Annotated in this window: 13 protein-coding genes; 8 read left to right on the top strand and 5 right to left on the bottom strand. The window is 75.5% G+C overall.

Annotation, left to right across the window (positions count from 1 at the left end; translation table 11 throughout):
• Nucleotides 1–146: 146 nt before the first annotated feature.
• Nucleotides 147–557 carry a darcynin family protein gene (locus JNW98_RS00450; protein ID WP_223766009.1) on the bottom strand — a complete coding sequence of 137 codons (411 nt, stop codon included), beginning with the start codon at nucleotides 555–557 and terminating at the stop codon, nucleotides 147–149.
• A 194-nt stretch (nucleotides 558–751) separates the two neighbouring features.
• On the opposite strand from JNW98_RS00450, the gene JNW98_RS00455 reads away from it, so the two are divergent.
• Together JNW98_RS00455 and JNW98_RS00460 are read left to right on the top strand one after the other, a co-directional pair.
• A complete protein-coding gene (locus JNW98_RS00455; protein ID WP_223766045.1) occupies nucleotides 752–1,687 on the top strand; it encodes a LysR family transcriptional regulator in 936 nt (311 codons plus the stop codon).
• Between the two features lie 83 nt (nucleotides 1,688–1,770).
• Nucleotides 1,771–2,079: a BlaI/MecI/CopY family transcriptional regulator gene (locus JNW98_RS00460; protein ID WP_223766010.1), complete on the top strand. Its 309-nt coding sequence runs from the start codon at nucleotides 1,771–1,773 to the stop codon at nucleotides 2,077–2,079.
• Between the two features lie 9 nt (nucleotides 2,080–2,088).
• Here JNW98_RS00460 and JNW98_RS00465 read toward each other — a convergent pair whose 3' ends face one another.
• Nucleotides 2,089–2,439 carry a hypothetical protein gene (locus JNW98_RS00465; RefSeq protein WP_223766011.1) on the bottom strand — a complete coding sequence of 117 codons (351 nt, stop codon included), beginning with the start codon at nucleotides 2,437–2,439 and terminating at the stop codon, nucleotides 2,089–2,091.
• A 14-nt stretch (nucleotides 2,440–2,453) separates the two neighbouring features.
• Nucleotides 2,454–3,161, bottom strand: coding sequence for an NERD domain-containing protein (locus JNW98_RS00470; RefSeq protein ID WP_223766012.1), 708 nt, complete (start codon nucleotides 3,159–3,161; stop codon nucleotides 2,454–2,456).
• 157 nt (nucleotides 3,162–3,318) lie between these two features.
• Here JNW98_RS00470 and JNW98_RS00475 point away from each other — a divergent pair, with 157 nt between their 5' ends.
• Together JNW98_RS00475 and JNW98_RS00480 are read left to right on the top strand one after the other, a co-directional pair.
• Complete coding sequence (locus JNW98_RS00475) at nucleotides 3,319–4,104, top strand: TIGR04222 domain-containing membrane protein (protein ID WP_223766013.1); 786 nt, start codon at nucleotides 3,319–3,321, stop codon at nucleotides 4,102–4,104.
• Between the two features lie 173 nt (nucleotides 4,105–4,277).
• Nucleotides 4,278–5,891, top strand: a complete 1,614-nt coding sequence (locus tag JNW98_RS00480; RefSeq protein WP_223766014.1) for an alpha/beta hydrolase — start codon at nucleotides 4,278–4,280, stop codon at nucleotides 5,889–5,891.
• A gap of 73 nt (nucleotides 5,892–5,964) precedes the next feature.
• Here the strand turns inward: JNW98_RS00480 and hemQ are convergent, their stop codons facing one another.
• A complete protein-coding gene (gene hemQ / locus JNW98_RS00485; RefSeq protein ID WP_223766015.1) occupies nucleotides 5,965–6,681 on the bottom strand; it encodes a hydrogen peroxide-dependent heme synthase in 717 nt (238 codons plus the stop codon).
• A 5-nt stretch (nucleotides 6,682–6,686) separates the two neighbouring features.
• Nucleotides 6,687–8,114: a protoporphyrinogen oxidase gene (gene hemG, locus JNW98_RS00490; RefSeq protein ID WP_223766016.1), complete on the bottom strand. Its 1,428-nt coding sequence runs from the start codon at nucleotides 8,112–8,114 to the stop codon at nucleotides 6,687–6,689.
• Between the two features lie 177 nt (nucleotides 8,115–8,291).
• Between hemG and JNW98_RS00495 the strand changes: the two genes are divergently transcribed.
• From JNW98_RS00495 to pcaG, 4 genes are all read left to right on the top strand, one after another.
• Complete coding sequence (locus tag JNW98_RS00495) at nucleotides 8,292–9,485, top strand: thiolase family protein (RefSeq protein WP_223766017.1); 1,194 nt, start codon at nucleotides 8,292–8,294, stop codon at nucleotides 9,483–9,485.
• Between the two features lie 43 nt (nucleotides 9,486–9,528).
• A complete protein-coding gene (locus JNW98_RS00500; RefSeq protein WP_223766018.1) occupies nucleotides 9,529–10,716 on the top strand; it encodes a 4-hydroxybenzoate 3-monooxygenase in 1,188 nt (395 codons plus the stop codon).
• Nucleotides 10,717–11,001: 285 nt separating this feature from the next.
• Nucleotides 11,002–11,616: a protocatechuate 3,4-dioxygenase subunit beta gene (gene pcaH / locus JNW98_RS00505; protein WP_372459135.1), complete on the top strand. Its 615-nt coding sequence runs from the start codon at nucleotides 11,002–11,004 to the stop codon at nucleotides 11,614–11,616.
• Nucleotides 11,613–12,137 (top strand): protocatechuate 3,4-dioxygenase subunit alpha, encoded by a 525-nt coding sequence (pcaG, locus tag JNW98_RS00510; RefSeq protein ID WP_223766020.1) that lies wholly within the window; start codon nucleotides 11,613–11,615, stop codon nucleotides 12,135–12,137. Before pcaH ends, pcaG begins: the two co-directional genes overlap by 4 nt.
• Nucleotides 12,138–12,160 lie beyond the last annotated feature (23 nt).

Raw genomic sequence — 12,160 nt, forward strand, 5'->3', positions numbered from 1 at the left:
ACTGCGTAGGGCCTTACCCTCGCGGCTGCGGATGGGCCGGCACATCACGTACTTCCGGGATACGGGGCGCGGGTGATCAGCCGTACCAGTAGAACTCGGCCTGGACGCCACATGCCGGTGCGCGGCCTCCGGCTTCCGGTCGTGTGTCAGGTGCTGATGGTGGCCGCGGTGTCGAAGCCGTAGTTGCGGGCGTAGCCGTTCTCGGTGCCGACGAGGAGGTCGACGACCTCGAAGTAGTGGTCCCAGAAGGGCGTCTCCCGCAGCGCGTCGATCAGGAGCTGGTACGCCTGGTGGTCGCGGGCCTCCCAGAGCCAGACGTCGGTGACGCGCGCCGAGTAGAACTCCGTGTCGAAGAAGCGCGACCGGACGCCGGTGGTCTTGGCCTCCACCACGGGGACGATCTCGGTGGTGAGGGCGTGCATCCGCTCCTCGGGAGTCTTGTCGAGCCAGGCGCGCGTGGTCTTGACGAGCATGAAGGCGGTCACGGGGACGTCGGTGGCCTCAGTGACGGTGTTCTCTGCGGCGGTCTTCTCTGCGGCGGTGTTCTCTGCAGACATGGTGGCTCCTTCGCCGTTCTCGGTTTTCGGTGGGTGAGTGGCCGTGGTCAGGACAGGCCGGCCGGCTTGGGAGCGGTGATGACGATCATGGGAAGTCCCAGGGCTCGCGCCGGATTCGGTATGCCCCCATCCTGGGAGCGACCCCCTTGTTGCCACAATGGGAACTTCAGCAACGAATCCTTGCCTGAAATGGAATAACCCTGGTGAACAGCGCTGTTCCGGCGATCGACGCCCACCTCGCCGTGGCCCTGGACGCCCTGCTGACCGAGCAGAGCGTCACCCGCGCCGCCGCCCGTCTCCATACCTCGCCCGCGGCCATGAGCCGTACGCTCGGCCGCCTGCGCCGGATCCTCCAGGACCCGCTCCTCGTCCGGGCCGGACAGGGCATGGTGCCCACCCCGCGCGCCCAGGAGCTGCGGGACGAGGCGGCGGAGGTGGTGCGCCGCCTCGGGGCGCTGCTCAGCCCCGGCTCCGAGGTCGACCCGGCCTCCCTGCGCGGCACCTTCACCGTGCAGGCCGCCGACCTGATCGGGACGGCGCTCGCCGCCGGGCTGCTGGACCTGGCCCGGGAGGAGGCGCCGGGCGTCTCGCTGCGGCTGCGGGCCGAGGAACTGGAGGCCGGTCCCGCGCTCCGCGACGGCGGGGTCGACCTGGAGGTCGGAGTGATCGACCACGTCGACCCGGAGACCCGGGTCGAGGAGCTGGTCACCCTGCGGATGGCCGCGGCCGTCCGGCCCGGCCACCCGCTCGCCGCGGAACCCCTGACGCCCGCCCGGCTCGCCGCCGCCGAGCACGTCACGGTCAGCCGCCGCGGCCGGTTCACCGGGCCCCTCGACGCGGCCCTGGCCGAGCTGGGGCTGCGCCGCCGGGTCACCGCCGTCCTGCCCGGGCATCTGGCCGCGATGCACCTCGTCGCCCGCAGCGACCTCGTCTGCCTCGTCCCCGCCGCCCCCTCCGGCACCTCCTCCCCCCTCACCCAGGCCGCCACCGCCCTCGGTCTCCACCTCCTCGACATCCCCCTGCCCTTGCCGCCCCTGGCCATCGGCATGGCCTGGCACCCCCGCCACGCCGCCGACGGAGCCCACCGCTGGCTCCGCGACGCCGTCCGCCGCACGCTCGGGGGCGCGTGACGCGCCCCGCCCCCCTTCCGCCGCATTTCCACCGCTTTGCCGCCGCGTCTCCGAGGAGCCCCTTACACTCGTCTGTCGGGTCCGTGACCGGACCCGCGCACGTCGTGATCGCGTCGTGGCCGTCGTACACCGGAGGAACCGAGGACATGGGAGCGGGCACACCTGCCACCGCGGTGCGCCGCGGGCGCCGCCGCGCGAGCGGCGCGCTGGAGTGCGAGGTCCTCGCGACACTGCGCCGCGCGGACACCCCGCTGACCCCGCGCGAGGTCCAGGAGCGGCTGCCGGGCGCGCTCACCTACTGCACGGTCGTGATCATCCTCCGCCGCCTCCACGGCAAGCGCGTCCTCACCCGGACGCCGCGGGGCCGTGCGTACGCGTACGCGGCGGTCTAGCCACCGCGGTCACCGGGAGCCCCGCGCGCCTTCCTCTGCCTCACGCTCGGCGGCGAACTCGTCGAGCAGCTCGAACAGGACCCTGATCGCCCGCTCTTCGTCCTCCGGCGGCAGCTCCCAGAGGTTGCCCCACCCGTCCGGGAGAGCGATGTGCAGGACCTGGCCGGGCCAGGCGTGTTCGCACTCGCGCCCGCGGCGGGTGACGAGCCAGTCCCGCCATCCGGCGAGACCGTGGCCGCCGTGCCGGACGGCATGCTCGTCGTAACCGGTCAGAAAGGCGACCAGTGCGTGGAAGGTCGGCCGTCCGACGTACATGCCGGGGCGCCGGCCGACGCAGGCGAAGTACTCGCGCTCGGTCATCTCCGCGGGCGACCTCAACACCCCAGCCACACCCTCCGGTTCCGTGCCACCGTGTGCACCCGGTCCACCCGGTCCGGGTGGAGGACGCCGCCGAGGATGCCCAGGCCCGGGACCTGGCGGTCGGTCAGGACGCGGACGTCGCCGCGCTCGGAGTCGTCGTGGACCTCCGTGGCGCCGGCCAGGGCGACGACCGGGCCGACCGGGACGGGGAAGCCGCAGCCTCGGGTGAGGACGAGGGAGGCGCGGGCCGCGCTCTGGCGGGCGTGGCGGACGGCGGGTCGGGCGTGGCGTTCGCCCGCGACGCGGACGGCGGCGTCATCCGCCCGCGCCGGGGCCCGCCGGGTCGGTTCGACGAGGACGGCGAAGACGCCGCCGGGGCCGATGAGCAGGTGCGGGATGACGGCGTCACCGGGCAGGACGACGGAGTGGACCACCTCCCAGCCGCCCGCGGCCAGCGCGTCCAGGGCCGCGCCGACGTGCTGTTCGGCGGCCAGCGCCCGGCGCCAGTGGTCCTCCACGGGCCGCCGGCCCAGCAGCCGGGCCAGCAGGAGGGTGCCGCGGCCGGCGCGGGACGCGTCGAGCCGGGCGCGGAGGGTCTCGCCGGGGCGGTTGGGCGCGAGGTCGTCGTCGGGCGGCAGGAACAGCCGGTCCGGGTCGTACCGCCGCCCGACCGCCCCGCCCTTCGACCCCGGACCCGCACCCGTTCCCGGCCGCTCACGCACGCCCATCACCCCCACCCGCCATCTTGCCGCAGGACGGCGGCGCCGCACCCGTAGGCCGCTCGCCGGGTCGGGCGCGGAACCCTCGCGCCGCCCCGCCAAGGCCCGCATTTCGGACATGGAGGTGCGCGTGGGGCGGGCGGTCGAGTAGAACACCCGTATGTGGGTCGTTCTGCTGATCGTCACGTGCGTGGTCGCCGTCGCCGCCTGCGCCCGCCTCTGCCAGGCCGCGATGGCGGCGGCCACTCCCGGGCCGAGCCCGGCCACCGCCGGGATCGACGCCCTGACGCTGTACGAGACGGCGTTCCTGAACGGCGGCCCGCACCGGGTCACCGACCTCACGCTGGTCGCGATGGCCCGGCAGCGGCGGCTGCTGCTGGCCCACACGGGGTGGGCGACCGTCGTCGACCCGGTCGGCCGGGACGAGGTCGAGCGGTCGGTGATCACCGTGATGGGCCCGGACGGCCAGTCCCCCGTGCCGCGGATACGCGTCGCGCACGGCACGGCCGACGCGGTACGGGCCCTCGCCGACCGGCTCACGGCCGCCGGTCTGGCGGTGCCCGCGCGGGTCCGCCAGGAGGTGGCGGGCGCCGTCCGGCAGGTACGTGCCGCCTGTGTGCTGTCCCTGCTCACCGGCGTGGCGACGCTGCTGACGCTGCCGGACGGCGCGGCGTTCGGGCGGACCGTCGGCTGGCTCGCCGTGCCGCTGGTGCTGACGGCGGGCTGCCTGGCCATCGCGCGGTTCGAGGTGAACCCCGACACCCTCTGGGCCTCCCCGGCCGGCCGGGCCCTCCTCAACCGGGCGCCGGTGGTCCGGCCGCCCGGCGGCGCGGGACCGGACGACGTCGGGTTCCTGACCTCGCTGGCCGTCCACGGCCGCCGTGCCGTCCGCGACCCGGAGCTCCGCGCCGCCCTGGCCGAGACACTGGCCGCGCACCGCTACTGAGCGCGCACGGCCGTCCGTCCCATCGGGCCCGTTGACCTCATCGCCTCTGTCAGCCTCGTCGGGCCCATCGGCCTCATCGGGTCCAACCCGCCGACATCTCCCCCGGGTGCTTTACTTCGCCGGTCCGCCAATCGAATATCCCTTTTGTCGCAATTAGATATGAAGGGACGCCCGTGCGCGCAGTCGCCCTCTACGGAACCGTCGGATCCCTCCTCCTCACCGGCCTCACCGCCCTGACCTCCGCTCCGGCCGCCCACGGCACCGGCGCCCCGTACGCTCCCCCGGCCCCCCAGGCCCCCTCCACCCCCTCCGTCGCCGACAGCCCGGTCGAAGCCCGCGGCGTGGTGCTCGCGGCCGAGCGGGCCGCCGCCAAGGGCATCACGTTCGGGGCCTGCCCGGCCGCCGAGGGCCTGCCCGCGCCCGTGGAGTGCGGCACGTTCTCCGTCCCGGTGGACTACGCCCGCCCCAACGGCAAGCACATCAGCCTCACCGTCAGCAGGGGCCGCGCCACCGGCGACCGCTCCGACCGCCAGGGCTCGCTGGTCTACAACCCGGGCGGCCCCGGCGGCTCGGGCATGGTCTTCCCGCTGCTGGCCGGCCTCCCGGCGTGGAAGAAGCTCTCCGAGGCGTACGACTTCATCGGCTACGCGCCGCGCGGCGTCGGCCGCTCCGCACCGCTGACCTGCGCCGACCCGGCCCGTTTCGAGCGGGGCCCGAGCGACGCCCCCGAGCACCCCAGCGCCGCGTACAAGCGGCAGCGGATCGCCAAGGCCAAGGCGTACGCGCGGGGCTGCCTGCGCCACGCCGGCGCGGACCTCCGGCACTTCACCAGCCGCAACAACGCCCGCGACCTCGACGTCCTGCGCGCCGCGCTCGGCGAACGGAAGCTCAACTTCCTCGGGGCGTCGTACGGAACGTACTTCGGCGCCGTCTACGCGACCCTCTTCCCCGGGCACGTCCGGCGCATGGTCTTCGACAGCGTCGTCAACCCGTCCACCCGGAAGATCTGGTACCGGAACAACCTCGACCAGTCCGCCGCCTTCGAACGCCGCTGGTACGACTGGCGCCGCTGGGCGGCCCGGCACCACCCCGTCTACCGCCTGGGCCGCACCGAGCGCGAGGTGCTGGCCGCGTACCACAAGGCCGCCGAGCGGCTGCGCCACCGGCCCGCGGGCGGGAAGGTGGGGCCGGGGGAGCTCCAGGGCCTCTTCCTCAAGGCCGGTTACACGGACACCGCCTGGGCCCGGGCGGCGCAGGCGCTCGCCGCGTACCTGCGCGGCGACGAGAGCCGGCTGATCGCGCTCGCCGCGCCCAGCGCCTCCGGGGGCCCGGCCGCCGAGAACGGCAACGCCGTCTACACGGCCGTCGAGTGCAACGACGCGCACTGGCCGCGCGACTGGTCACGGTGGAACCGCGACAACGAACGCCTCGCCCGGCGGGCGCCGTTCGAGACGTGGAACAACGCGTTCATGAACCTGCCGTGCGCCTACTGGAAGGCGCCGCGGCAACGGCCGTTCGAGGTCGGGACGGCCCGCAGGGCGCTGCCGCCCGTCCTGTTGCTGGCCGCCGAGCGGGACGCGGCCACCCCGTACGCGGGCGCGCTGGAGCTGCTGCGCCGGCTGCGCGGCTCGGCCACGCTGGTCACCGAACGGGACGCGGGGACGCACGGGATCGGCGGCGGGCCGAACGCCTGCGTCAACGGGTACTTCGAGAAGTACCTGCTGACGGGCGAGGTGCCGACGCGGAACGTGACGTGCGCGGGACGCCAGGAGCCGCGGGCGACCTGACCCGCCGGAAGGACGCGAACGGCCGCCGCCCGGGCGGGAAAGCCCGGCCGGCGGCCGTTCGTCGTCACGGGCCTCAGGCCAGCCCGGCCACCAGGTCCGCGACCGCCTTGCGGCGGCCCGTGTAGAACGGGACCTCCTCGCGGACGTGCATCCGCGCCTCGGACGCCCGCAGGTGGCGCATCAGGTCGACGATCCGGTACAGCTCATCGGCCTCGAAGGCGAGGATCCACTCGTAGTCGCCGAGCGAGAAGGACGCGACCGTGTTGGCCCGGACGTCCGGGTAGCCGCGGGCCATCTTGCCGTGGTCGGCCAGCATGCGGCGGCGGTCCTCGTCGGGCAGCAGGTACCAGTCGTACGAGCGGACGAAGGGGTAGACGCTGATGTACTCGCGGGGCGTCTCGTCCGCGAGGAACGCCGGGATGTGCGACTTGTTGAACTCGGCGGGGCGGTGCAGCGCCATGTTCGACCACACCGGCTCCAGGGCGCGCCCCAGGCGGGTGCGGCGGAAGCGGTTGTAGGCGTCCTGGAGCGCGTCCGAGGTCTCCGAGTGCCACCAGATCATCACGTCGGCGTCGGCCCGGAGCCCGGAGAGGTCGTACGTGCCGCGCACGGTGACGTCCTCCTTGGCGAGGGCCGCGAACAGCTCCTCGACCTCCTCCGCCCAGCCGGAACGGTCGTCCGGGAGCACGTCGCGCAGCTTGAACACCGACCAGAGCGTGTAGCGGATGACCTCGTTGAGGTCCTTGGCCTTCTTGCCGGCGTTCGGGGTCTTCTGGGCGTCAGTCGTCATGCCCCCTATTGTCCCCCCGCGCCCCGGGCGCCCTGCGGCAGGGTGGCCAGGAGCTCCTCGGCCGCGCGGCGGGCGCCGCCGACGCAGGCCGGGATGCCGACGCCGTCGTAGGCCGCGCCGCAGACCCGCAGCCGGGGCAGGCCCGCGACCCGCTCGCGGACGCGCGCCACGCGGTCGAGGTGGCCGACGGGGTACTGCGGCAGGCCGTTGTCCCAGCGGGTGACGCGGGACGCGATCGGCGTGGCGTCCAGGCCCACGGCCTCGTGGAGGTCGGCGAGGGACAGCTTGACCAGGTCGGCGTCGTCGCGGTGCAGGTCGTCCTCGTCGCCGTAGCGGCCGAGGGAGGTACGCAGCACGAAGACGTCCGGGTCGGCGGCGGCGATCCAGCCCCACTTGTTGCTCGCGAAGGTGGACGCCTTGATCCGCCGGCCGTCGCCGGGCGGCACGAGGAAGCCGCTGCCCGTGGGGAGCCCGGCCACGTCGGAGCGGCGGAAGGCCAGGGTGACCAGGGCCATGGAGGCGTACTCGACGTCGGCGAGGACGGCCGCGGCGGTGTCCGCCGTCCCGGCGAGCAGCCGCGCGGTGGCGGGCGCGGGGGTGGCGAGGACGACGCCGTCGGCGCCCAGGTGCCCGTCGCCGAGGTCGAGCCGCCAGCCGTCGGCGGTCCGGTGCAGCCCGGTCACCGGGGTGCCGGTGCGGATCTCGCCGCCGGCCGCGCGGACGGCGTCGGCGGCGGCGAGCGGCAGCAGGCCGACGCCGCCCTCGATGCCGGCGAAGACCGGTCCGGCGTTCGCGGGGGCGGCGGCGATGAGCGCGCGGACGCCCTCGGTGAGCGAGCGGCGGCCGCGGGCGGCCTCGTAGAGGGTGGGGACGGCGGCCCGCATCGAGGTGCGGTAGGCGTTGCCCGCGTAGACGCCGCCGAGCAGCGGTTCGACGAGCCGGTCGACGACCTCGGGACCGAACCGCTCGGCGACGTAGGTGCCGACGGCGACGTCCTCGCCCGGTTCGGTGGGCGGAAGTTCCGCCTCGCGGGCGGCGGCGGCCAGGCCGTCCGGGGAGAGCACGCCGGAGGCGGCGAGCGCGTCGAGGTCGCCAGGGACGCCCATCACCTGCCCCTTGGGCAGCGGCCGGAGGCCGTCGCGGGTCCAGACGCCGGCGCTCGCGGTGGCCGGCGGCCGGAGGCGGTCGCCGAGGCCGACGGCGCGGGCCAGCGCGACGCCCTCGGGACGGCGGGCGAGCATCGACTCGGCACCCAGGTCCACGGGCACGCCGGCGATCTCCCCGGCGAGCAGCTTGCCACCGAGCCGGTCCGAGCCTTCCAGGACCGTGACGCGCACACCCCCCTCCAGCAACCGGAGGGCGGCGGCCAGTCCGGAGACGCCGCCGCCGACGACGGCCACACGGGGGGCCTGGGGGGTGTGGGCTTCGCTCATGGGCTCACTGTCTCAGATGGCACCGGCCCCGCACCCCGCACCCCATTGACATGCGGCGGGATACCCGCCAAGACTCTCGACCGAACGGTCAGTCGGGACATCGGGAGACCATTCTCCGTACGCCGCCGTCCACCCGCCCCCTTGACCGCCGTCTCGCCAGACCGCTAGGGAGAACGCATGACCGACCGCCTCCGCGACGTCTACGTCGTCGACGCCGTCCGCACGCCCCTCGGCCGCTACGGCGGCGCGCTCGCGGCCGTCCGCCCGGACGACCTGGCCGCCCACGTCGTCCGGTCCCTGGTGGCCCGGGCACCCGCGCTCGACCCGGCGCGGATCGACGAGGTCGTGCTCGGCAACGCCAACGGCGCCGGCGAGGAGAACCGGAACGTCGGCCGGATGGCCGTCCTGCTCGCCGGGCTGCCGGTGACCGTCCCCGGGTCGACGGTCAACCGGCTGTGCGCGTCCGGCCTGGAGGCCGTCGTCCAGGCGTACCGGGCGATCGCCGTCGGCGACGCGTCCGTGGTCGTGGCGGGCGGCGTCGAGTCGATGAGCCGCGCGCCCTACGTGCTGCCCAAGCCGGACCGTGCCTTCCCGGCCGGCCACCAGGAGCTGTACTCGACGACCCTCGGCTGGCGGATGACCAACCCGGCGATGCCGGAGCGGTGGACGGTGTCCCTCGGCGAGGGCGCCGAGCTGATCGCCGACAAGCACGGCATCTCCCGCGCCGACCAGGACGCGTACGCCCTCGCCAGCCACCGGAAGGCGGCCAAGGCATGGGGAGCGGGCGCCTTCGCGGACGAGGTGGTGTTCCTGCCGGACGTGGAGCTCGCCCGCGACGAGAGCATCCGCGACGGCACGTCGGAGGAGGCGCTGGCCCGGCTGAAGCCCGCGTTCCGGCCGGCGGGCGGTACGGTCACGGCGGGCAACTCCTGCCCGCTGAACGACGGCGCGGCGGCGCTGCTGCTCTGCGACGAGGAGGGGCTGCGGGCGACCGGCCGGGAGCCGCTGGCCCGCGTCCGGGCGTCGGCCGTCACCGGCACCGAGCCGGACCTGTACGGACTGGGCCCGGTCGAGGCGGTCCGCCGGGCCCTGGCCCGGGCCGGCCGCTCCTTCGCCGACCTGACACATTTCGAGCTCAACGAGGCGTACGCCGCCCAGGTGCTGGGATGCTTCGCGGAGTGGCCGGAGCTCGACCCCGCCCTGGTGAACCGGCACGGCGGGGCGCTGGCGATCGGACACCCCCTGGGGTGCTCCGGCGCCCGGCTCGCCGGTACGGTGGCCCACCAGCTCGCGGCGGCCGGTTCCGGTACCGGGGTGGCGGCGCTGTGCATCGGTGTGGGGCAGGGGCAGGCGCTGGTGCTGGAGCGCTGATCCCGCCGCCCCCGCGTACCGAACAGCGAGAGGCGAACCCCGCATGCGCACCACCGTCGGCATCATCGGAGCCGGCCCGGCCGGGCTGCTGCTCGCCCGGCTGCTGCGCCGGGCGGGCGTGGACTGCGTGGTGCTGGAGGCGCGCGGCCGCGCCTACGTCGAGCGGCGGCAGCGGGCCGCGCTCCTGGAGCAGGGCGCGGTGGACGTCCTGCGGGCCTGCGGCGCGGCCGACCGGCTGGACCGCGAGGGCGTCCGGCACGAGGGGTTCGAGCTGCGACACCGCGACCGGCGGCACCGGTTCGGGGTCGCGGCGCGGACCGGCGGCCGGGCGAACACGCTCTACCCGCAGACCGAGCTCGTCAAGGACCTGATCGCGTTGGCGACGGCGGACGGCACGCCCCTGCTGTTCGACGCCCCGGTGACCGCCGTCGAGGGGCTCGACGGCGACCGGCCGGTGCTGCGGTACACGCACGGCGGCCGGGAGGAGACGCTGGAGTGCTCCTACGTGGCGGGCTGCGACGGCTCGTTCGGCACCGCCCGCCGGACGCTGCTCGCCACCGGCGCCGCCCGCCTGCACGAGCGCGTCTACCCCTACGCCTGGCTGGGCGTCTTCGCCGACGCCCCGCCCGCCTCCGACGAGCTGATCCTCTCCGGGCACGAGCGCGGCTTCGCCTTGCACAGCATGCGGTCGCCGGAGGTGTCCCGGCTCTACCTCCAGGTACCGGCCGGCACCACGCCGGAGGACTGGCCCGACGACCGGATGTGGGACGAGCTCGACACCCGGCTCGCCGTCCCCGGCCACCCGCTCCACCGCGGCCCGGTGACGGACAAGGCGGTGATCCCGCTGCGCGGCCAGGTCGTGGAGCCGATGCGGTACGGCCGGCTGCTGCTGGCCGGGGACGCCGCGCACCTCGTCCCGCCGACCGGGGCGAAGGGCCTCAACCTCGCCGTCGCGGACGTCGTGACGCTGGCCCGGGGCCTCTCCCACCGGCGCCGGACCGGCTCGACGGCGCTCCTGGACCGCTACTCGGAGCTGTGCCTGCGCCGGGTGTGGCAGGTGCAGGAGTTCTCACACGCCATGACCGTCCTGCTGCACGCGGCGCCGGACGCCGACGCCTACGAGCGGCGGCTGCGCACGGCCCGGCTCGACCGGCTCCTCGGACCCACGGCCGCCGCGGCGGAGTTCGCGGAGAACTACGCGGGGCTGCCGATGGACGCGCCCCTCATCTGAGGGCGGCGGCCGGCAGCCCATGGCCGGCGGCCCCCGGCGAGCTGGGCCCGCCGGCGGGCGATCCGGCGCCCGTCCTCGAACCGCCGGATCCGCCGCGGGCATCCGGAGCCGCCCGGGCCGTCGGCCCTGCCGAAGGGCAACCCATGCCCGTCCCCGAACAGCCGCCCCCCCCTTGGGTAGCCTGCCGCCTCCCCTGGGTAACCACAGCCCATGACGCCCCTCGGCACCCTCCCGCCCCCGCCCCCGTACCTGGGCATACCGCAACGCCGTCCCCAGCAGCCTCCGTTGTCCCTGTTATGCGACCCGGACGCGGTCGAGCTGACCGGCCCGGTCTTCGGCCCCGCCGACGTGGACCCGGCCGACGCCGACCTCACCCGGCAGCACCCCGGCGAGCCGATCGGCGAACGGATCACGGTCGCCGGGCGCGTCACGGACCGGCGCGGCCGGCCGGTGCGCGGCCAGCTCGTCGAGCTGTGGCAGGCCAACGCGGCGGGCCGGTACGCGCACCCGGACGACCGCCACCCCGCCCCGCTGGACCCGAACTTCACGGGGGCGGGCCGCTGCCTCACCGACGACGAGGGCCGCTACCGCTTCGTCACCATCCGGCCCGGCGCGTACCCCCTCGACGGCCGCTCGGACGTCTGGCGCCCGGCGCACCTGCACTTCTCGCTGTTCGGCACGGCCTTCGCCCAGCGGCTGGTGACCCAGATGTACTTCCCGGGCGACCCGCTGCTCGCCCACGACTCCATCGCCCACGCCGTACCGGAGCCCGCCGCCCTCGCCCGGCTGGTCGCCGCGTACGACCCGGCGCTGAACGTCCCGGGCCACGCCCTGGGCCACCGCTGGGACATCGTGCTGGACGGCCCGGCCGCGACCTGGACGGAGGGGAGCCACCGATGACACCCGGCACGCCGTCGCAGACGGCCGGACCGTTCTTCGGCGCCGCCCTGCCGTTCCCCGGCGGCGGCGACCTCGCGCCCGCCGGGCACCCGGAGGCGGTCGTCCTGCACGGGTACGTCCTCGACGGGGAGGGCGCGCCGGTGCCCGAGGCGCTGCTGGAGTTCTGGCAGCCGGCCCCGGACGGCTCCCGCGCGGGCGCGCCGGGGAGCCTGCGCCGGGACGGGGTGACGTTCACCGGCTTCGCCCGCGTCGCGACGCGCGGCGACGGGCACTACGCGCTGCGCACCCTGCCGCCGGGCGGGGTCCCGTACCTCGCGGTGTGCCTGCACCTGCGGGGGCTGCAACGGCACCTGTTCACCCGGGCGTACCTCGCCGCCCCGGCGGACGATCCGCTGCTCGCCGCGGTCCCGGAGGAGCGGAGGGCCACCCTGCTGGCCGTCCGGGAGCCGGACGGACACCGCGCGTACCGCTTCGACGTACGGCTCCGGGGCCCGGGGGAAACGGTCTTCCTGACGATGTGACACACGCGGGGGCGACCGGTGCG

It is taken from the genome of Streptomyces huiliensis (assembly GCF_020037025.1).
Taxonomy (GTDB): Bacteria; Actinomycetota; Actinomycetes; order Streptomycetales; family Streptomycetaceae; genus Streptomyces; species Streptomyces huiliensis.

Excerpts from the sequence above, each read along its gene's own strand:
- pcaG (WP_223766020.1), top strand. The coding sequence starts at position 11,613 with ATGACACCCGGCACGCCGTCGCAGACGGCCGGACCGTTCTTCGGCGCC.
- JNW98_RS00475 (WP_223766013.1), top strand. The coding sequence starts at position 3,319 with ATGTGGGTCGTTCTGCTGATCGTCACGTGCGTGGTCGCCGTCGCCGCC.
- hemQ (WP_223766015.1), bottom strand. The coding sequence starts at position 6,681 with ATGACGACTGACGCCCAGAAGACCCCGAACGCCGGCAAGAAGGCCAAG.
- hemG (WP_223766016.1), bottom strand. The coding sequence starts at position 8,114 with ATGAGCGAAGCCCACACCCCCCAGGCCCCCCGTGTGGCCGTCGTCGGC.
- JNW98_RS00495 (WP_223766017.1), top strand. The coding sequence starts at position 8,292 with ATGACCGACCGCCTCCGCGACGTCTACGTCGTCGACGCCGTCCGCACG.
- JNW98_RS00500 (WP_223766018.1), top strand. The coding sequence starts at position 9,529 with ATGCGCACCACCGTCGGCATCATCGGAGCCGGCCCGGCCGGGCTGCTG.
- JNW98_RS00465 (WP_223766011.1), bottom strand. The coding sequence starts at position 2,439 with ATGACCGAGCGCGAGTACTTCGCCTGCGTCGGCCGGCGCCCCGGCATG.
- JNW98_RS00450 (WP_223766009.1), bottom strand. The coding sequence starts at position 557 with ATGTCTGCAGAGAACACCGCCGCAGAGAAGACCGCCGCAGAGAACACC.